This is a genomic window from Streptomyces cyslabdanicus (assembly GCF_052663305.1).
Genome location: NZ_JBQRUW010000028.1, coordinates 1 through 18,437 on the forward strand (window position 1 = coordinate 1; position 18,437 = coordinate 18,437).

Annotated in this window: 21 protein-coding genes; 11 read left to right on the top strand and 10 right to left on the bottom strand. The window is 71.3% G+C overall.

Features of this window, described 5'->3' with window-relative positions; translation table 11 throughout:
• Nucleotides 1-127: 127 nt before the first annotated feature.
• The gene (locus ACTYVM_RS17100; protein ID WP_445526709.1) at nt 128-1,372 is read left to right on the top strand and encodes a WxL protein peptidoglycan domain-containing protein; all 1,245 of its coding nucleotides are present in this window, start codon (nt 128-130) and stop codon (nt 1,370-1,372) included.
• A 55-nt stretch (nt 1,373-1,427) separates the two neighbouring features.
• Here ACTYVM_RS17100 and ACTYVM_RS17105 read toward each other — a convergent pair whose 3' ends face one another.
• The 3 genes from ACTYVM_RS17105 to ACTYVM_RS17115 all read right to left on the bottom strand — a co-directional run bounded on the left by ACTYVM_RS17105 (nt 1,428) and on the right by ACTYVM_RS17115 (nt 3,353).
• Nucleotides 1,428-2,381 (bottom strand): BN159_2729 family protein, encoded by a 954-nt coding sequence (locus tag ACTYVM_RS17105; RefSeq protein ID WP_445526710.1) that lies wholly within the window; start codon nt 2,379-2,381, stop codon nt 1,428-1,430.
• A complete protein-coding gene (locus ACTYVM_RS17110) occupies nt 2,378-2,974 on the bottom strand; it encodes a sigma-70 family RNA polymerase sigma factor (RefSeq protein ID WP_445526711.1) in 597 nt (198 codons plus the stop codon). Before ACTYVM_RS17110 ends, ACTYVM_RS17105 begins: the two co-directional genes overlap by 4 nt.
• A gap of 94 nt (nt 2,975-3,068) precedes the next feature.
• Nucleotides 3,069-3,353 carry a helix-turn-helix domain-containing protein gene (locus tag ACTYVM_RS17115; RefSeq protein ID WP_445526712.1) on the bottom strand — a complete coding sequence of 95 codons (285 nt, stop codon included), beginning with the start codon at nt 3,351-3,353 and terminating at the stop codon, nt 3,069-3,071.
• A gap of 220 nt (nt 3,354-3,573) precedes the next feature.
• On the opposite strand from ACTYVM_RS17115, the gene ACTYVM_RS17120 reads away from it, so the two are divergent.
• The gene (locus ACTYVM_RS17120) at nt 3,574-4,050 is read left to right on the top strand and encodes a transcriptional regulator (RefSeq protein WP_445526713.1); all 477 of its coding nucleotides are present in this window, start codon (nt 3,574-3,576) and stop codon (nt 4,048-4,050) included.
• A gap of 91 nt (nt 4,051-4,141) precedes the next feature.
• The gene (locus ACTYVM_RS17125) at nt 4,142-4,381 is read left to right on the top strand and encodes a hypothetical protein (protein WP_400032602.1); all 240 of its coding nucleotides are present in this window, start codon (nt 4,142-4,144) and stop codon (nt 4,379-4,381) included.
• A gap of 116 nt (nt 4,382-4,497) precedes the next feature.
• Here the strand turns inward: ACTYVM_RS17125 and ACTYVM_RS17130 are convergent, their stop codons facing one another.
• The gene (locus ACTYVM_RS17130) at nt 4,498-4,812 is read right to left on the bottom strand and encodes a hypothetical protein (protein WP_445526714.1); all 315 of its coding nucleotides are present in this window, start codon (nt 4,810-4,812) and stop codon (nt 4,498-4,500) included.
• 724 nt (nt 4,813-5,536) lie between these two features.
• Between ACTYVM_RS17130 and ACTYVM_RS17135 the strand changes: the two genes are divergently transcribed.
• From ACTYVM_RS17135 to ACTYVM_RS17155, 5 genes are all read left to right on the top strand, one after another.
• Complete coding sequence (locus ACTYVM_RS17135; RefSeq protein ID WP_400032604.1) at nt 5,537-5,749, top strand: hypothetical protein; 213 nt, start codon at nt 5,537-5,539, stop codon at nt 5,747-5,749.
• A 140-nt stretch (nt 5,750-5,889) separates the two neighbouring features.
• Entirely contained in the window at nt 5,890-7,770 is a 1,881-nt protein-coding gene (locus ACTYVM_RS17140) for a zinc metalloprotease (RefSeq protein ID WP_445526715.1), read from the top strand.
• Nucleotides 7,771-7,803: 33 nt separating this feature from the next.
• Nucleotides 7,804-8,490: a hypothetical protein gene (locus tag ACTYVM_RS17145; RefSeq protein ID WP_445526716.1), complete on the top strand. Its 687-nt coding sequence runs from the start codon at nt 7,804-7,806 to the stop codon at nt 8,488-8,490.
• A 221-nt stretch (nt 8,491-8,711) separates the two neighbouring features.
• Nucleotides 8,712-9,464 (top strand): IS3 family transposase, encoded by a 753-nt coding sequence (locus ACTYVM_RS17150; protein WP_445526717.1) that lies wholly within the window; start codon nt 8,712-8,714, stop codon nt 9,462-9,464.
• Nucleotides 9,425-9,676 (top strand): hypothetical protein, encoded by a 252-nt coding sequence (locus ACTYVM_RS17155; protein WP_445526718.1) that lies wholly within the window; start codon nt 9,425-9,427, stop codon nt 9,674-9,676. The genes ACTYVM_RS17150 and ACTYVM_RS17155 overlap by 40 nt, the downstream gene beginning before the upstream one ends.
• A 1-nt stretch (nt 9,677) precedes the next feature.
• On the opposite strand, the gene ACTYVM_RS17160 is transcribed toward ACTYVM_RS17155, so the two are convergent.
• The gene (locus ACTYVM_RS17160) at nt 9,678-10,055 is read right to left on the bottom strand and encodes a helix-turn-helix domain-containing protein (RefSeq protein ID WP_445526719.1); all 378 of its coding nucleotides are present in this window, start codon (nt 10,053-10,055) and stop codon (nt 9,678-9,680) included.
• A 174-nt stretch (nt 10,056-10,229) separates the two neighbouring features.
• On the opposite strand from ACTYVM_RS17160, the gene ACTYVM_RS17165 reads away from it, so the two are divergent.
• Complete coding sequence (locus ACTYVM_RS17165) at nt 10,230-10,895, top strand: pyridoxine/pyridoxamine 5'-phosphate oxidase (RefSeq protein WP_445526720.1); 666 nt, start codon at nt 10,230-10,232, stop codon at nt 10,893-10,895.
• A 19-nt stretch (nt 10,896-10,914) separates the two neighbouring features.
• Here the strand turns inward: ACTYVM_RS17165 and ACTYVM_RS17170 are convergent, their stop codons facing one another.
• Together ACTYVM_RS17170 and ACTYVM_RS17175 are read right to left on the bottom strand one after the other, a co-directional pair.
• A complete protein-coding gene (locus tag ACTYVM_RS17170; RefSeq protein WP_445526721.1) occupies nt 10,915-11,802 on the bottom strand; it encodes a GNAT family N-acetyltransferase in 888 nt (295 codons plus the stop codon).
• Nucleotides 11,803-11,842: 40 nt separating this feature from the next.
• On the bottom strand, nt 11,843-12,445 hold the full coding sequence (locus ACTYVM_RS17175) for a GNAT family N-acetyltransferase (protein ID WP_445526722.1): 603 nt from the start codon (nt 12,443-12,445) through the stop codon (nt 11,843-11,845).
• Nucleotides 12,446-12,566: 121 nt separating this feature from the next.
• Here ACTYVM_RS17175 and ACTYVM_RS17180 point away from each other — a divergent pair, with 121 nt between their 5' ends.
• Entirely contained in the window at nt 12,567-13,781 is a 1,215-nt protein-coding gene (locus tag ACTYVM_RS17180) for a flavin-containing monooxygenase (protein WP_445526723.1), read from the top strand.
• A 49-nt stretch (nt 13,782-13,830) separates the two neighbouring features.
• Here ACTYVM_RS17180 and ACTYVM_RS17185 read toward each other — a convergent pair whose 3' ends face one another.
• Nucleotides 13,831-15,144, bottom strand: coding sequence for an MFS transporter (locus ACTYVM_RS17185; RefSeq protein ID WP_445526724.1), 1,314 nt, complete (start codon nt 15,142-15,144; stop codon nt 13,831-13,833).
• A 72-nt stretch (nt 15,145-15,216) separates the two neighbouring features.
• On the opposite strand from ACTYVM_RS17185, the gene ACTYVM_RS17190 reads away from it, so the two are divergent.
• Nucleotides 15,217-16,311, top strand: a complete 1,095-nt coding sequence (locus ACTYVM_RS17190) for a GlxA family transcriptional regulator (RefSeq protein ID WP_445526725.1) — start codon at nt 15,217-15,219, stop codon at nt 16,309-16,311.
• A 350-nt stretch (nt 16,312-16,661) separates the two neighbouring features.
• On the opposite strand, the gene ACTYVM_RS17195 is transcribed toward ACTYVM_RS17190, so the two are convergent.
• Together ACTYVM_RS17195 and ACTYVM_RS17200 are read right to left on the bottom strand one after the other, a co-directional pair.
• Nucleotides 16,662-17,189, bottom strand: coding sequence for an ATP-binding protein (locus tag ACTYVM_RS17195; protein ID WP_445526726.1), 528 nt, complete (start codon nt 17,187-17,189; stop codon nt 16,662-16,664).
• A gap of 557 nt (nt 17,190-17,746) precedes the next feature.
• Nucleotides 17,747-18,115: an STAS domain-containing protein gene (locus ACTYVM_RS17200; protein WP_400032627.1), complete on the bottom strand. Its 369-nt coding sequence runs from the start codon at nt 18,113-18,115 to the stop codon at nt 17,747-17,749.
• Nucleotides 18,116-18,437 lie beyond the last annotated feature (322 nt).

The following is an 18,437-nucleotide window of genomic DNA, read 5'->3' on the forward strand; positions in this document are numbered from 1 at the left end:
CGGTCACTGCGCGGAGAGGCTGACCGGAACTGCTGGACTTGGGGGGGGGGCACTTTCTGTTCCCCACCCCCCCTCCGCTCGCCCCAGACCCGCACCAGACCGCACCAGACCGCCCGAGGACCCCGAGATGCCCCTGCCCGCAACGAGCCGGAAGACCACGGTCACCGCCCTCGCCCGCACCGCCGCCCTGGCCCTGCTGATGGCCTTCGCCCTCACCGGGTTGCGGGCCACTCCGGCCGCGGCGGAGGGCGGCGACGTCACCTGGACGGTCAGGACGGCGCCGAACAGCTACGGTGCCGACCGGTCCAGCTTCAGCTACACCGTGAACCCCGGTGGCCGCGTCGAGGACGCCATGGTCGTCGCCAACCGCGGCAAGGCCCCGCTCACCCTGGCCGTCTACGCCGCCGACGGATTCACGACCGACACCGGCCAACTCGACCTGCTCACCAAGGACAAGAAGTCCGTCGGCGTCGGCGCCTGGGTCCACGCCGACCGCAAGAGCGTCGTACTCCGGCCCGGCAAGTCCGTCCAGGTCCCCTTCACGGTCACCGTGCCCGACAACGCCACGCCCGGCGACTACGTGGGCGGCGTCCTGACCTCGCTGCGGCAGTCCGACGAGGCCGAGGGCATCAACGTGGACCGGCGCCTGGGCATCCGGGTCAAGCTGCGGGTCGGCGGCGACCTCAGGCCGACCCTGGCGGTCGAGAACCTGCACGTGGACTACTCCGGCTCGGCCAACCCGTTCGCCGCGGGCGACGCCACCGTCACGTACACGATCCACAACACCGGCAACGCCGTGCTCTCGGCCCGGCAGTCGGTGGCGGTCGCGGGACCGTTCGGATGGCTGCGGACCGATGCGGGCCGGATCCCCGCGCCGCCGGAGCTGCTCCCGAGCGAGAGCTGGAAGGTCACCGTGCCCGTGCGCGGCGTGAAGCCCGGCGTCGTCCTGACCGCGACCGCCACCCTCACCCCCGTGCTCACCGACGCCTCGGGCTCCACCACCGCGCTCGATCCGACGCGGGCCACCGCGCACGGCTGGGCCGTCCCGTGGACGCTGCTGCTGATCCTCGTCCTGCTGATCGCCCTCACCGCGGGCGCGGTCGTCCGCACCCGTCGCGGCCGGGCCCGGCGCAAGCTGCGCGAGGACGCCCGCGTGCGGGACGCGGTCGCCCAGGCCCTTCGTGAGAAGGGGACGACCGAGGAGGCGGCGAAGACGCCGGAGCCGGAGAAGACGCCGGAGACACCGAAGACGCCAGAGGCGACCGAGACGCCGGAAACGCCCGAGGCGGCAAAGACGCCCGAGGCGCAGAAGGCGCCGGAGACGCCGGAGCCGGAAAAGACGCCGGAGCCGGAAAACGCGCCGAAGAGCTGACGGTCCCCCTGCGGCGTCGAGTCGGCGGCCGACTCACCGCGCTCGGCGCCGGGGCTCACTGGATCGTGTCGGACGAGCCCGCGGAGGTCTGCGTCTCGGCGACGGACAGCGGACCGTTGACCGTGACGATCGAGGTGAGCGGGTAGAGAGGGCCGCTGGTTCCGCCGAGCGCCAGCAGCGGCACGCCGTCGTCCTGGCGTTGGCCGAGGTAGCGCCACAGCTGGCCGTGGCGGTCGAGCTGGCCGCGGGCGAGGTCGTAGACGCGCCCTCCCAGACGGAAGGGTTCCCCGGCGGCCTCCGCGGCCTGGTCGAGGAGGCGGGGCACCTCGTCCGCGGTGAGCTGCACCTCGACACCGTCAACCTGTCCGTGCACGATCTGGGCCCATCCGGTGCGGTGGGACGGAGCGTCGAGCGGAGCGCCGATCGCGGTCAGCCAGTAGTCCCAGTCGCCGAGTGACAGCGCGTGGATGTGGACGGTGACCCGCTCGTGGTTCGAGGTGATGTGCCTGATCTCGAGCCGGCCCGCGTTCTCGGCCCGCAGCCTGGCCACCACCGCGGCCGTCCTGGCCTGCGCCGGATCCCAGTGGACCGGGCTCTGCTCCTCGGTGCCCGGGGTCCGGGCGGCGGCGGGCCTGACCGTGGGGATCTGCTCGGCGACGGGCACGACGGCCGGCAGCGGCACATGTGCCGCTGCATCGGGCACGACGAGCGCGCCAAGACCGTTGCCCGGCAGGGAGATCGCGTCGCGGGGCGCCACGATGCGCGGTGTCGAGCCGACGACCGCCTCCGCATCGGCTTCGGCGGTGACGACGGCCCGGTCCGCCTCGGCCAGGCCTCGCTGGGCCTCGCCCTGCTCCCGCAACCGTTGGAGGGCCTCGGCGCCGCCGGTTTCCACCAGGCGCCCCTGCGTCTGGAGGTCGGCGATGAACCTCCGGGCCAGCTGTGCCAGTTGCTCGATCAGTTCCCGCTCGACCTCGGCGTCGTCCCGGCTTTCGGGGGTGCTCGTCATGCTTCCGCCTTCACATAGACCCTGCGGAGCGAGTCGAGCGCACGCCACTGGAGGGTCTTGACGGCGGCGTCGGTGGTGCCCATGGTGCGGGCCGTCTCGCTGACGGACAGTTCACTCAGGAACCGCAGCCTGATGACGGCCTGTTGGCGCGGGGTGATGCCGGAGAGCGCATCGTGCAGGTCCGCGGCGGCAAGGGTGGACAGGACCGTGTCCTCGGCGGTGCTCACCGGGGTCGCCCACACGTCCCCCACGTTGGTGATCTGGTCGACAAAGGTCAGGCGCCGTGTCGCGGCGACCTTGAAGTGGTCGGCGACCACGTTGCGCGCGATCGTGCACAGCCAGGCACGGATCGACGTACCGGTCCACCGGAAGGTGCCGATCTTCGCCCACGCCTTCGTGAAGACGTCGGCGGTGAGGTCCTCGACCAGGGGCGGGTTCGATCTGGCACGGATGCTGATGAACGCGGCGACGGCGTCGTGGTACATCCGGTACAGCTCGCCGAACGCCTCGGGATCGCCCTGCTGGGCGCGGGTGATGAGGGCCGGTTCCCTCGCCGAGTGGCCGCCGTACAGGGCCGGAGCATGAGAAATCACGTCCTGCTTCCAATCGTGAAGTGAGCGACGGTGGTGGGTTGGTGACGAGGAGGGACCGCTCGGGGCCCGGCCTCGGGCCGAAGCTCCGCGGACGTCAGCCGGATCCGCGCCGGCGCCCGACCGGATCGGGCGCCGGACGCCTGCGTGGAACGGCGGCGCCCCGCGTGGTCTCCGGGTCGTCGTAGACGAGGGTGTCCAGACCGACCCCGTAGGCGTCGCGCAGTGTCCAGAGCGTGGCGAGGCTCGGTTCCTTCGAACCGGCCGCGAGCCGGTGCAGCGTCGACCTGCTGATACCGGTGCGCTGCGCCACGTCGGCAACGCTCTCGTCACCAAGCTCCTTGGCCTTCGTCAGGAGCTCGGCCATCTGGAGACGGAGCATGGTCGCAGGACCTCCTCAAGAACTTGCATCCGTGCGCCTAACCCACACGCACGGACGTATGGAAGTTGCCAGGACGAAGTGACGCAAGGTTATTTATATTCGTATATAGGTACGACATTGAGGAGTTGGCCTGCGAGAATGCCGATCTAGGACCTGACCTGCGAAGGTGCACGCGTGCAACTAACGTGAAAGTACATGTATGCGCGCTACCCTCCGAAACATGCGGAGTACGGAAGATGCCCACCAAGGCGATCGGGCCATGCGGCAGGCGCAGGCACGACGTGTCGGCGCCTATCTCACCGCGGCCGCGACCGCGGCCGGGTACGACGTCCGCCGGCGCAAGGGCGGTCGCGCGCAACTCGCAAGCCTGACCGGGCTGAGCCTGACCACCATCAGCCGGACGCTGGACGGCAGAACCCTGCCGCTTCCCTCACAACTGGCGAAGTGGGCGACGGTCCTCAATCTCGACCACCGAACGATGGTGGTGGAAAGCGGCCTCATCCCCGAAGAACGACGCCCCGCGCCCGCGCGTCAGGAGGCGGTTTCGGCAGCGCTCTCCCCGGACGAGGCCATGAACGCGTGGGGGATCACCGATCCCATCATTCGCAGGACGCTCAACGGGAGCATCGTCCACGCGATCACGCTCCAGGAGGAAATCGACGCGACCTACGCCTGGGAGGCCGTTGCACGAGGGTGACCGTATACCCTCCTGCCGTGCCAGGATCGGCGGGCTGGAAATGGCGCGCCGGCGAGAGGGGTAGTAGGTGCTCGTCGTACGAGGAACTTCAATGACCGCTGTCGTCCGCGGCAGCACTGGTGAGCCGGTGATTTTACTCGCCGGTGACACGCGCCAGGAAGTGCCCGAGACAACGCTGACCGATCTGATCAAGGCCGCCACCGCGGTTCTCAGCGTGGCCGAACTCCAGGCCGTCAGCAGAGTCGTCCCCACACTGGGAACACTCCGGGTGGATTCCCGCGTCCCGCTCGACGGAAAGATCCTGACGGTCTACAGACTGGCCGTCGACTGAGCACCGGCCCCACAGCGAAATCCCTGCACCGTACAGGTTCCGGGTCGTGATCAAACGGCGCCGCCCGCCGTCGGAAGGTTCGACGGCGGGCGGCGCGGCCTTTCACCGCAGCGGCACTAACGGCGCCAGGAGGGGTAGCAGTCCCAGTAGTGCGACGAGGTGTGCCGGTCCCAAGCACAGTCGTCCCAGTCGCGGCCGCAGTTCCCGTACCGGTAGTTGCCATGGCCCCAGTAGCCACGGCCGTCGCCACGGTATCGCCACAGGTCAGCGTCGTGACGGTACCCGTGGGGGCCGTGGTGCCCGCCGTGGGCCGCCAAGGTCACGGAGGCCGGCACGTGGAGCGGTGCCGCGATCGCCTCTGCCGAGGCGGGCACCACGACGGCCCCGGCGGTCAGAAGTGCGACCGCCACCGATCTAACAATGGTCTTCACTGACTCTCCTTTCGAACAGCAGGAATTCCCTGTTTCCCTGCCGCTGCGACGACGCTACATCGAATTACCTGGCCCCTCACGGAAGTCGATGCGCGGCCGAACACACTCGGGGACAGCCGTCCGGGAATCAAACCCACAGCTCAGCGGCCTTTCCGAGCGCACGGAACCAGCAGTGTCCCGCTTATTCGAAGCACCCGTCCAGACGAATTGACGGGCGTGGCGAAATCAGCCACCCGACCGGCTCACGGAACAGCGCGAATTATCCCTTCCGGGCGAATTCCAACCCTTGAATGACCCGTGTTTCAAGGAGTTGCGAAACAGGGCGACACCCTCGCCATCTGTTATTTCGCGTTCCATGGCGCCGGATATCCGTCATTGATCTGCCCCGGCTTTTCCGGAGATCGTTCGGACCTCGGCCGGAGGGCCGGGCCGGCGCGACCCGCCCCGGCCCGGCGGCAGGGCGGAAGTGAACGATCGTGCGCTTTTGAACGCATGTCGCATATACGCGGTTTGCACTCCTCCTTCCGCTTCGGCTACTGTCCAGGCCCTCCGGACGACCTGTCCGGAGAGTCCGGACGGCGCCGATGGCGTGTGGCCGCTGGTTCCACCAGCGGTCCCGCCGCGCCCGGCTCCGCACCAGGGTCTTCCGCATGGCCCGGCCACGGAGAGCGGGGTTGCCGTCCGGATCCCCTCAACACCCCTTCAATGAATGAAAGGTGTCCTCATGAACATGGACCAGCTCGAGGCCGAGACCGCTGAACTGCTGCCCGGCCGGGAGGCGCTGGGGAAGTTCTCGTTCAACTTCACCAAGATGTCGAACATCACGAAGAAGGTCGCGCACGTGGACGCGCACAACGAGTCGTACGCGCTGAACCAGTGCTCGCCGTACGCCGTCGCCCAGTCCGAGGCCGCGCAGACCATCAGCATTCAGCAGTAACTCGCGCGGGCGCCGTGCAGGGCCAGGTCGGCGGACTTGGCCCTGCACGTTCTCCCCACCACGCATCCCCTACGGCACGCCTGCGGACCAGCGCTGTGACCGTACGCCACCACGCCGGACGCGCCTTGGAGAAGAGGAAGATGGCGGCCGAAGAACACGGCGGCTCCAGAACGCTGGACAGTCAGGTTCCGCACTACTGGGAGGCATGTCCCCCGCAGGAGGCGGCCGGCCTCCCCCTGACGTGGAGCGCCGCGCCGGTGCCCCGGCTGAGCAACGGCCTGCAGATCCTCGGGGAGTACCAGGGGTCGGGCTTCACCGACTCCAAGTACATCGTCCGCCGGGCCGACGGCCAGGTGATCCAGCTGTCGCGCCTGCTGTACCTCGTCGTGAGGTCGGTCGACGGCGTACGCGACGCCGAAACGATCTCCCACCGGGTGAGCGGGCGCTACGGGGCCGAGGTCAGCACGGAGAACGTCGTCTACCTGGTGGAGCGCAAGCTCACGCCCCTCGGTGTCACCGTTCCCTTCGGAGAGCAGCCGGAGGAGCTCCCCACCCCGCGCTCCGACCTGCTCCTCGCCCTCCGGGGCCACAAGGTGATCTTCCGTGAGGCCCAGGTGGCCCGCATCGCCGCCGCCCTGTCCTGGCTGCACCGGCCTCTGGTCGTGGTGTTGACACTCGCGGGCACCGCCGCCATGGACATCTGGCTCTTCGGTGTCCACGGAGCCATCACGCCCGTGCTGCAAGTACTCGAGCAGCCGGTGTGGATGCTCCTCCTCTTCGTGCTGACCGTCGCCTCCCTCGTCTTCCACGAGTTCGGACACGCGTCGGCCTGCCGGTACAGCGGCGGCGTACCCGGAAAGATCGGCTGCGGCATCTTCCTGATCTGGCCGTCCATGTACACGGACGTCACCGACGTGTACCGGATCGGGAGAGCCGGCCGGCTGCGCACCGGGCTGGGAGGCGTGTACTTCAACGTCATCTTCATGCTGGCCCTCACCGGGGGCTACCTGCTCACCGGCCAGACCTTCTTCCTGGCCGCCGTGTACCTCGCGCACTTCGAGGTCCTCGAGCAGCTGATGCCGGTGGTGCGGCTCGACGGCTACTACATCCTCGGCGACCTGGCCGGCGTTCCCGACCTGTACGGCAAGGTCAAACCCATCCTGTTGAGCATGGTGCCGGGACGCAGACGGGCCCTCCCGGACGTGGTCGGCCTCAAGCGCACCGCCCGGGTCGTCGTGACGGTGTGGGTCCTGACCGTGATCCCCCTGCTCGTGGCAGAGGCCGCGTACGCCCTGTGGAACCTTCCGCGCCTCCTGACCACCGCGGTGCGCAGCCTTTCGGCCCAATGCCTCGGCACCTACCTGGCGTTCGCCTCGGGGCACCTGGCGTCCGGGCTGGTCGGCGTCATCGGCACCCTCATGCTGCTGTGCCCGATGGCGGGAGGCGCCTATCTCTCGGGCCGGCTGGCGGTCCGCCTGGCCCGGGCCGCCACCAAGGCGACAGCGGGAAAGCCTGCCATGCGTCTCGCCCTGGCGGCCGCGGTCGTCGCCGGCTGCGCCGTCCTCACCACCGCCTGGGTGGAGGGACTCGCACCCAAGCCGCTTCCCGAGGCGGCCCCGGTCACCCCGGTCCTGCAACCCGGCGTGCCCACCGTTCGGGCCCCGCACCCCACTCCCTCGGCCTCCCGGACGGACCGCCCCACCGGCACCGCACCCGAGGAGAGGCGATCCACGCGGCACAGCGGCACCCCGTCCCCGGACGTCACGCGATCCGCCTCCGCGGCGACCCCGCCCGCCACCTCGGCGACCGCTTCGACGCCTCCCGCCGGCACCCCGGCCGCCCGCACGGCGGAGCCCGTACCCACCTCGTCTGCTCCGACGGGCAGCACCCCCACCACGCCGTCCGCGCGCCCGTCCGAGAGCCGGACGGCCTCCGCGTCCCCCACTCCCCCACCCTCGGAGTCCGTCACCGACTTCCCCTCACCCTCTGTCACCGCCCCGCCATGGGCCGGCTTTTCCTGACCCCGCACACCGCCTCATCCGCAGGAGAGAACCGTGAACCACCGCAAGCCGCGCACCAAGAAGTCCAGCAAGGCGGCGATCGGCTTCGGCATCGCCGCGACCGCCGGACTGGCCATGACGGCGAGCACCACCCCGGCGGGCGCCACCCCCGGCACGTCCCGCTTCCCCGCCGTCGCCATCGCCGTCGACATGGCACGCAGTCACGCAGACAGGGCCCACGTGAACCAGTTCGACGAATCCTTCAAGATCCACGAGTACGGTCCGTCCGTCGCCGTGGCGGCGAACAACCGGGCCACCGCTCAGTCGGTCGGCTGCTCCCTCGACGCCCCCTGCCGTTCGATCGCCCTCTCCTACCAGATCGTCACGACGGCCGGCCGGAACGCGCGCCTCGTCAACGCCTCCAACATCAGCAGCGCCGTCAACGAACACTGCCCGGCGTGCGAGACGTTCTCCGGGGCCTACCAGTTCATCGTGGCCACGCCCCGGGGGTTCGGCCTCAGCCGCGAAGCCCGTGCGGAACTCGCCTCGATCAACCGCCAGGTCGACGCCCTCAAGGCGTCTCGTCTGCCGATCTCCCGGATCACCCAGCAGGCCGACGAGTTCGCCCAGCGGGTGAAGGCGGTCCTCGACCGTGAGGCGGCCCGCGCGCCGAGGGGCAACGGCGGCGACCCCCTGGCCGACTTCGCCCCGACCGTGACCATGCACCGCCACGTCCGGTAGGCCGGACCCCCAGAACGCTCAGGGCTGTGGACTCCCCCCGCAGCCCTGAGTGCTGGAATTCCAGCCGGAGAGTGAGGTCCAGTGAGCAGCGCTCATCACGCGTCGCAGTCCGGGCTGAAGCGAGCGCAGGCCCGCATCGAGAAGCTGGAGGGCGAGCTCGCGGCATGCCGGCGCGTCATCGACCTCATGAGGGAAGTGGTACCCCCAAAAGAAGGTACGAAGTGATTTCCAGGATGGCGGAGGAGGGCTTCCCCGCGCGCGGAGTCATCGAGCTGCTCGGCGTCTCGGAGTCCGGTTACTACGCGTGGCGTGAACGGACTCCGTCGGCCCGTTCACTGCGGCACGCCTGGCTGACCCGGATCATTCTCGACATCCACCGCTCGTCCGGTTCGGCCTTCGGCTACCGCCGCGTCCAACAGGAACTCGGCCGCCGCTACGGCATCAGTGTCAGCCATGGCACGGTGGAACTCCTCATGACTCAGGCCGGCCTCCGGGGCAGGTCCGGAAGGGCGCCCGAGGACGCGCCGCCCGCCGTGTCCGAGGTGTCCACCCGGCGCTGGATCGTCGACGTGTTCACCCACGAGACGCCGACGGGCGCTCTGTCCGTCTCCGTCGTCCTCGACTCGGTCTCGCACCACCTGGTGGGCTGGAGTGTGGGCCCCGAGGAAAGCGCCCTGCTCATCGATCGCGCGCTCGCCGACGCGGTCGCTCACGCGGCCGCCGCGGAACCGCCCGCCGGCACCACGAAAGGGAGTCCTGCCGGGTGCCGCTTCACCAGGCGCGCGCTGGCCCTGAGGCGCGGGCGGAACTCCGGGACCGTCGGCGACTGGTGCGATCACGCGGTGGCCGAGGCGTTCTGGGCAGGGGTGCGCGGCGAACTCAGGGACCACCACGACGGGAAAGACCCGGGACGGCTCGAGGAAAAACTGGAGACATGGACGTCACACCACCCCTGCCCATCGCCGAAGAACTGAGGGTCGGGATGGATGCGGGAAGGCCTCTCTCGGCGACGCAGGCCCATCAGGTGCTGCTGTACTGCGCCCTGGACGCGGCATGCGTGCCGATGGGTTCCAGCGACCTGCGGGCCATCATCAGGATGGCGGAACTCGACTACGGGACAGTGCAGACACTGATCAACTGGATCAGAACGGCGGGCAGGGAGGGGTTCCGATGCACCGGATCCTGACTCACCCCGCCTGGGACTCCCCTGCCTGCAACAGGGACTCGACGAGCGCGGCCACATGCCGACGGTCCGTGGGGCTGAGCTTCTGCACGCTGGCGATGAGGATGTCCACCTCGGGATCCGTGTTCTTCGGCGCGTTCTCGAAATAGACCTGGATACCGGCGGCCTCGGCCGCGGCCCGCAGAACAGGCGCCGCGGGCACACCCAGACCTCTGGCCAAACCTTCGAGGGTGGTCTGCTGAGGCATCTGGGCCAGCTGCGCCGACGTCGCCAGATGGTGGACAGTCGAGCGAGAGATGCCGCCGCGGCGCGCTACATCGCTGTAGGACCAGCCTTTTTGATCCAGTTTTTTCTTGATCATTTCCTGCAGTGTGTTGGGCACCGCTGGTACTTCCTGTGTGGAGGGGGGTCGGTCGGCCGCTTGCCAATGAGTCTAACGGCGGTACCCTCCGGTCGTTCTGCACGTCTTCTCCGGCCACGGCCTTCGATGGCGGCGGCGACGGCCGGAAGACGGTCCACCGGTCGGCGGAGAGTGCCGCGCGGTGATACTCGGGGCATGGAACCGGATCTTCACGAGCTGCTGGCGTCCCTTCGCGTCTGGGACCCGGAGTGCACCGAGCTGCCCGCCCTCGATCCCGCGACGGCACCCGCCGCCCCGCTGCCCCTCTTCGCGCGGTGGCTGGCCCAGGCGGCGGCGGCCGGGCAGACGGAGCCGCACACGATGTCGCTGGCGACGACCGACGAGGAGGGCCGGCCGGACGTCCGTGTCGTGATGCTGCACGGCGCGGACGCCGCGGGCTGGTCCTTCGCCACCCACGCCGGCAGCCGCAAGGGCCGCCACCTGGCCGCGAGTCCGTACGCGGCCCTCGCCTTCTACTGGCCGGTCCTGGGCCGCCAGGTCCGGGTCCGGGGCCCGGTCGCGGTCGCCCCGCCCGAGGAGGCGCACGCGGACCTGCACGCCCGCTCGACGGGTGCCCTGGCCGCCGCGCTCACCGGCCACCAGAGCGAGGTCCTGGGCTCCCTGGACGAGCTGGCCCGGGCCTCGGAGTCGGCCTGGGAGCGGGCCGCCGGCGCCCCGGACACCGAGGTCCCCTCCTGGACCCTCTACCGCCTCCAGCCCACCGAGGCCGAGTTCTTCCAGGGCGACGCCCGGCGCCGCCACGTACGGCTCCGCTACCGCCGTACGCGGGACGGCTGGGCCCGCGAGCTGCTGTGGCCCTGACCCGGCGCCGTGCCGCGGCTCACCCGAAGTCGTACTTCGCGAAGTCGGACACCGGCCGGTAGCCGATGCGCTGGTACAGCCCGTTGCTGGTGGGATTGGCGAGGTCGGTGAAGAGCAGCACCTCCTCCGCACCCGAGGCGAGCGCGGCCCGGGTGACCTCGACCGTGACGGCTCCCGCGTATCCACGCCCCCTGAGGTGCGCCGGCGTGTAGACCCCGACCACCCGCACCTGTCCGGCGACCTTCACGGTCGCCCCGGCCATGGCGACGGCCGTCCCGTCCGGGTCCTGCCAGAACATGACGTCACCGCGCTCGACGCGCTCGTCCGCCCACTCCTGCGCGTCCCGCAGGAGCGGCTCACCCGCGTCCCGACAGAACTCCTCGAACCACTGGGCCAGTTGCTTCCGGTCGGCCTCGCCGGCCACTCGCGCACGCCCGGGCGGGACCGGCTGCGGGACGGTCAGCTCGTCCAGCCGGTACAGCCGCATCCGCTCCCGCAGGACCGCCTCGGCACCCGTGTGGCGCTGCCAGGCCGCGGCGAAGGCGGCGGCGGTGTCGCGGTCCGCAAAGACGCCGGGCAGCTCACGCCTTTGGCCCGCCAGCAGCGCCGCCAGCGCGTCGGCCTCGTCCTCGGTCAGGGGGGTGGGGTTGAGGGTGTGCGGCGGCGTACGGAAGAAGGCCGCCCGCACGCCGGTGTCAGCTGTCTCCCCCTCCCGTGCCCCTCCCTTTTCGGGCAGCACGCCGAACTCGGGGTCGGCGTCCCCGTAGATGTGGCTGCCGCTCGAGCGCAGGTTCTCCGTCACCGTCAGGTGCACGGTGTGGGGTGCGGGCCGAGAGCGCAGGAACTCCCCCGCACGCGCCAGGAATTCATCAACGTCGTCGATCAGGTACCAGTCGTCGGAAGGCATGCCCCATGGTCCTGCCAACGGCCGCCCGGCGTCTTCGGATTTACGGGGCGTCCGGCTCCGGATCCGTCGCCAGACGCGCGTGCAGGTGCGCGTCCCTGAAGGCGTCCCTGCGCTCCGCCTCGAAGATCGCCCCGCGCAGGGTCCCCTCGTGCCGGAATCCGCAGCGCTCGGCGACGCGGCAGGACGCCCCGTGCCCGACGGCGTGGTCCAGTTCCAGCCGGTGCAGGCGCAGTTCGCCGAACGCCCAGCCCGCCACCAGCGTCAGCGCCCGGGTGGCGACCCCGCGTCCGCGGGCCTCGGGCAGGACCCAGTAGCCGATCCTCGCGGCCCCGAGCGGCGGGCGGATGTCGTTGACGCCGATGTGCCCGAGCGTCGTGGCGCTCTCGGCGTCCGCGATCCGGAAGGACGCGACCGAGCCCTCCGCCGCGCGCACGGCCCGGGCCCGCAGCGAGTCACGGGCGCCGCTGAGGTCCGTGATGGGCACGAGCGGTGTGTTCCAGCGGCGGAACTCCGGGTCGGTGAAGCCGCGCAGCCACGCCCGTACGTCGGCGTCGGACTCCGGGTCCCACGGGCCCAGCAGCAGCCCGTGCCCCGAGGCCCGTACCGTCGCGAGGTTCCCTGGGTCACGGAGTTCGGCGGTCACCGGCCCATTAGACACCGCCGCGCACCCGGACCGCACACTCGTGCGGTTGTGATCAATCCGCAACCGGTTACGGCGTTGACGGCGGCCCATCACACCAGGCGGGCGATCTACTCTCGCGCTCATGACCGACTCGACCACCGCCTCCGCAGCGCGGCACGCCGACCGTCCCGTCTACGTCATCGGCGGCGGTCCGGGCGGGCTGGCCGCCGCCCAGGCACTGCGCGCGCGGGGCATACGCGCGGTCGTCCTGGAGAAGTCCGACCGGGTCGGGGCGTCCTGGCGGCGGCACTACGACCGGCTGCGCCTGCACACGACCCGGCGCCTGTCCGCGCTGCCCGGGCTGCCGATGCCGCGCCGGTTCGGCAGATGGGTCGCGCGCGCGAACGTGGTGCGGTACCTGGAGAAGTACGCCGAGCACCACCGGCTGGAGATCGTGACCGGCGTCGAGGTCTCCCGCGTCGAGCCCGCGCCGGACGGCACCGGCTGGCTGCTGCGCGCCTCCGGCGGACGGGAGCTGACCGGCGGCGCGGTGGTCGTCGCCACCGGCCACAACCACACGCCCCGTGTGCCGGACTGGACCGGCCGGGAGACGTACCAGGGCGGGCCGGGTGAGCTCGTGCACGCCTGCGAGTACCGCGACGCCGGGCCGTACGCCGGGCGTGACGTGCTGGTCGTCGGCGCCGGCAACACCGGCGCGGAGATAGCCGTGGACCTGGCGGAGGGCGGGGCCGCACGCGTACGGCTGTCGGTGCGCACCACCCCGCACATCGTGCGCCGCTCGACCGCCGGGTGGGCCGCCCAGTACACGGGGGTGCTGGTGCGGCGGCTGCCGGTCCGGCTCGTCGACCTGCTGGCCAGACCGGTGGCGGCACTGTGCGTGCCGGACCTGTCGGCGCACGGCCTGCCCCGTCCCCGCGCCGGCCTGTACTCGCGGGTCGGGCAGGGCGCGATCCCGGTCCAGGACGTCGGTCTCGTCGACGCGGTCCGCAAGGGCAAAGTCGAGGTGGTGGCCGCCGTGGAGGGCTTCGAGAGCGGCAAGGTCCTCCTCGCCGACGGCACCCGTATCCAGCCGGACGCCGTCATCGCCGCCACCGGCTACGTCCGCGCCCTGGAAGGCCTGGTCGGCCATCTGGACGTGCTCGACTCCCGGGGCAGGCCGGTCGTCCGCGGCCGCCGCACGCCCAGGAACGCGCCCGGCCTGTACTTCACCGGCTTCACCAACCCCATCAGCGGCATGCTCCGCGAACTGGCGCTCGACGCCGAGCGGATCGCCAAGGCCGTCGCGAAGGAGAACGCCCGCAAGGGCGGCCGCCGGGTCTCCCGGTTGCCGGCCTGACCGGCACGCCGTCACCGACGCCCGCCCGCTTCGGCGGCCGCCGGAGGCCTCACGCGACCGCGGGGATCGGGACCGCCGGCCGCCTCCGGATCACCAGCGCCATCAGCGCCGCCGCGGCGCACAGCGCGCCCGAGGCGTACCAGACCACGTCGTAGGAGCCGAAGACGTCCCGCGCGAGGCCGCCGAGGTAGGCGACCAGGGCCGCGCCGACCTGGTGGGAGGCGAGCACCCAGCCGAAGACGATCGCGCTGTCCTCGCCGTAGTGCTCCCGGCACAGGGCGAGGGTGGGCGGCACGGTGGCGACCCAGTCGAGACCGTAGAAGACGATGAAGAAGACCATCGGCGGGTGCACGCTCGGCGCCAGCAGCATCGGCAGGAACAGCAGCGAGACACCGCGCAGCGCGTAGTACACGGCGAGCAGGCGGCGCGGTTCGAAGCGGTCGGTGAACCAGCCGGAGGCGATCGTGCCCGCCACGTCGAACACGCCGATGACCGCGAGCAGCGAGGCGGCCGCCGTGATGGGCATGCCGTGGTCGTGGGCGGCGGGCACGAAGTGGGTCTGGATCAGGCCGTTGGTGGAGGCGCCGCAGATGGCGAAGGTGCCCGCCAGCAGCCAGAAGGGGCCGGTGCGCACCGCCGAGGACAGGACGGCCAGGGTGCGGCGGGCGGCCCCGGGCGTGGGCTCCGGCTTCGGTACGAACGCGTCGGCGCCGTACGGCTTCACGCCCACGTCCGCCGGGTGGTCGCGCAGCAGCAGCCAGACGAAGGGGACGACGGCGAGGGCCGCCAGCGACACCGTCACGGCGGCCGGGCGCCAGCCGTGGGCCTGGACGGTCCAGGACAGGACCGGCAGGAAGATCAGCTGGCCGGAGGCGGAGGCGGCGGTGAGGATGCCGGTGACCAGGCCGCGCCGCGCGGTGAACCAGCGGTTGGTGACCGTCGCCGCGAAGGCCAGCGCCATCGAGCCGCTGCCGAGGCCGACCAGCAGGCCCCAGCACAGCCACAGTTGCCAGGCGGCGGTCATCCACACGGTCAGTCCGGAGCCAGCGGCGATCACCACGAGCGCGGCGGCGACCACCCGGCGGATGCCGAAGCGGTCCATGAGCGCGGCGGCGAAGGGCGCGGTGAGCCCGTACAGCGCGAGGTTGATCGAGACCGCGGCGCCGATGGTGCCCCGCGACCAGCCGAACTCCTGGTGCAGGGGATCGATGAGCAGTCCGGGCAGTGAGCGGAAGGCCGCGGCTCCGGTGATCGTGACGAAGGTGACGGCGGCGACGAACCACGCCCGGTGGACGCGGGCCGCGCGACGGGCGGACGGCGTTCGAGCCTCGGTGGCGGACGCGGCTTCGGGTGTCTGGGTCACGCCATAGAGCTTCCGGTATCCGGCCCGGCCGACTCCACTGGCCCGAAGGACAGCATTCGCTAGGATCGGGCCATGGACAGGACCACGGACAGGACCATGGACAGGACCACGGACTTCCGCCCGCACCGCGTCGCCGTCCTCGCCCTCGACGGGCTGCTGCCCTTCGAGCTGGGCATCCCGCACCGGATCTTCGGACGGCCCGTGGACACCGCCGGACGGCCGCTGTACGAGGTCGTCACCTGCTCCGTCCGGCCGCCCGGACCGGTGGAGACGGACTCCGACTTCTCGATCCACGTGCGGCACGGGCCGGAGCTCTTGGCCACCGCCGACACCGTGATCGTCCCGGCCTCGTACGAACTCGGCCCGGTCTACGAGCAGGGGGTGCTGACCGGGGAACTGGCCGCCGCCCTGGCGCACATCCGGCCCGGCACCCGCCTCGCCTCCATCTGCACGGGCGTGTACGTGCTGGCAGCGGCGGGCCGCCTGGACGGGCGGCGCGCCACGACGCACTGGGCCGACGCCGACCACTTCCAACGGGTCTTCCCGCAGGTCGAGGTGGACGCGGACGTGCTGTTCATCGACGACGGCGACGTGCTGACCTCGGCGGGCGTCGCGGCCGGGATCGACCTGTGCCTGCACATGGTGCGCCGCGACCACGGCACGGCGGTCGCCAACGAGGTGGCCCGGCGCACCGTCGTACCGCCGCACCGCGACGGCGGCCAGGCACAGTACATCCACCGGCCGGTGCCCGACCCGCAGTTGGCCACCACGACCACCGCGCGGGCGTGGGCGCTGGGCCGCCTGCACGAGCCCATCCGGTTGCAGGACATGGCCGCGCGGGAGGCGATGTCGGTACGGACCTTCACCCGGCGCTTCCGTGAGGAGGCCGGGGTCAGTCCGGGGCAGTGGCTCACCCAGCAGCGCGTCGAACGGGCCCGGCACCTGCTGGAGTCCACGGACCTGTCCATGGACCAGGCGGCCCGGGACGCCGGCTTCGGCACGGCCCAGTCGATGCGGCAGCACCTCCAGACGGCGCTCGGGGTGACACCGACGGCCTACCGGCGGACCTTCCGGGTGAACGGCTCCCCCCGAACCGGAGCGGAGGTCCGAAGCCCGGCAGATTGTCCACAGCCTGTGGACAAGCGCCCGATGTTCGGGCATCCCTGAGACGGGGCAGGCCCGGCCGGCGACGCGCCCCTGCCCGCCCCGAACACGGCAGCGCGCCGCCACCCGATCCCGGCGCACCGGCCCCACCCCCTCGGACCCCGAAGGGACCGGTCGGCGCCGGCATCACGACCCACACTCGCCGAGGACTTCCGGTGCCCCGGCCCTCGGCGTCCCCTCACGGCGAATCGCTGACCACCAGCGTGATCAGACGAACACGGGGCGTCAACACCACCCTGCCGGTTTACCCGTTATGCCCCATCGCAACGGGGCGCGCACAGAAGCATCTCCCGGCGCACGACCTCGCCGCGGGTACGGCAGGACACCGGAGCACCGGTACCGCGGGCCCGGACCTACACCGCCCCGTACGCCACGCCCCCGAAAGCCCCGTAGGCCCCCTGGGCCAGACCCTCGTACGCCGGGGCCGAACGCCCGCAGCCCGTCGACGCCACCGTCTCCGCCGTTTCCACGGCCGTGGCGCAGCGGTCGAGTTCGCACCAGATGCGCTTGCCCACGCCCTCCGGGCACCAGCCCCACCGGTCGGCGAGGCCGTCGACGAGGGCGAGGCCGCGGCCGCTGGTCGACTCGTCGCCCGAGCAGCGGGGCACGGGGGCCCGGGTGCTGACGTCGGCCACCTCCAGGCGCACGGTGGTGGCCGCCCCGGCCGGTCCCCCGGACAGGAGCAGCCGCAGCACGGCCGGACAGCCGGTGTGCACCACGGCGTTGGTGACCAGTTCGGAGACGAGCAGGACCAGGGTCTCGGCGAGCGGCTCGTCCGCCGCTATCCCCGACCCGGCGAGCCGGGACCGGGCCCACCGCCGGGCTCGACCCACCTCCGCGGGGTCGGGCCGGATCTCCAGCTGCACTTGAAGCACCTGCACCGCTCACACCATCCGAACCGGCGGACACACAGCCTCGCGCCTCACGAGGCCACGATCGTAGCCATTTTCTGCATGGCCAGAACAACAGCCAGAGCAAGGGTCACGGAACGTGACTCCCTTGGGAGACAGCATGGTTGACGTACCGTCACCGCAACAAGCGCTTCGGGCATATTCCCGCGCGAAGGAGTACCCGTGCGCCATACTGTGCGACGCTCGTCATGGGACGGCTCAGGCTCGGAAGCACTCGCATCCCACACAAGGTACCCGAGCACGACGGCGGCTCCGGGACGTGACGAGTCGCGCCCGGGACACCACCCGACATCAACGCTCCGTGACGCCCCAGCGCCACGATCGGCGACATTCTCGTCCGGCGACCCGCGTCGCGGCATCCCGCGCGGCCCGGAAGGTACCCGCGGGCGCTCCGAACTGCTCGTGCGCCCGGGCGTGTTGCGTGGCTCGGCACCCGCCCGCACGCACGGCGGCCACCTCCGTGGGGCGAGACGCCACGGAGGGAGCTCAAGTACGTACTGGGCGAAGGGGGTTCGGCGGCCGGCCGGTCAGGCGGACAGCGGCTCGTCGTCCACCGCCGCCGCCAGGTCCGGGTAGACGTCGAAGAGGCGCCGGACGCCGAGCGCGCCGAGGACGCGGTTCACGTGGGATCCGTCGACCGCGCCGCGGGCCGGGAGGATCAGGCGCAGCCGACCCCGGCAGGAGCGGATCAGCCGGCGCGCCGCGATGAGGACGCCGACGCCGCTGGAGTCGCAGAAGAAGACCTCGGAGAGGTCCAGGACGAGGTCGTGGCGCCCCTCGGCCACCACCTCGTGCACTCTCTGGCGCAGCGTCGGCGAGGTCATCAGGTCCAGTTCGCCGGCGACCCGGAGCACGCTCCACTCGCCCTGTTCGTCGTCGGTCACCTTGAACGCCACGGCCCGCCCTCCGTCAGCCGGAACTTCCCCGGAACCGCTCGGAAACGGAACCAGTTCCTACGCTTCTCTCCGCGCGGCTGCCCAGCGGCCGTTCCCCCAAACGCAGGACAGCAAACCGGGACCGCTCCGCCAGCGGCTTGTTTCGGTCAGCTTCGGTCGGCTTCAGTCACGTTCGAAAGGGCAGAACACCCTTGCTCCCTCGCCACCAGCGGTTCTCAGGGGGGCGCACATTGTCATAAAGGGGCGTGTGCTGTCGGACATGCCGACTACATTCGAGAAGACCACGTCGGACACGCTGGACACGCACGCCGGACACACACGC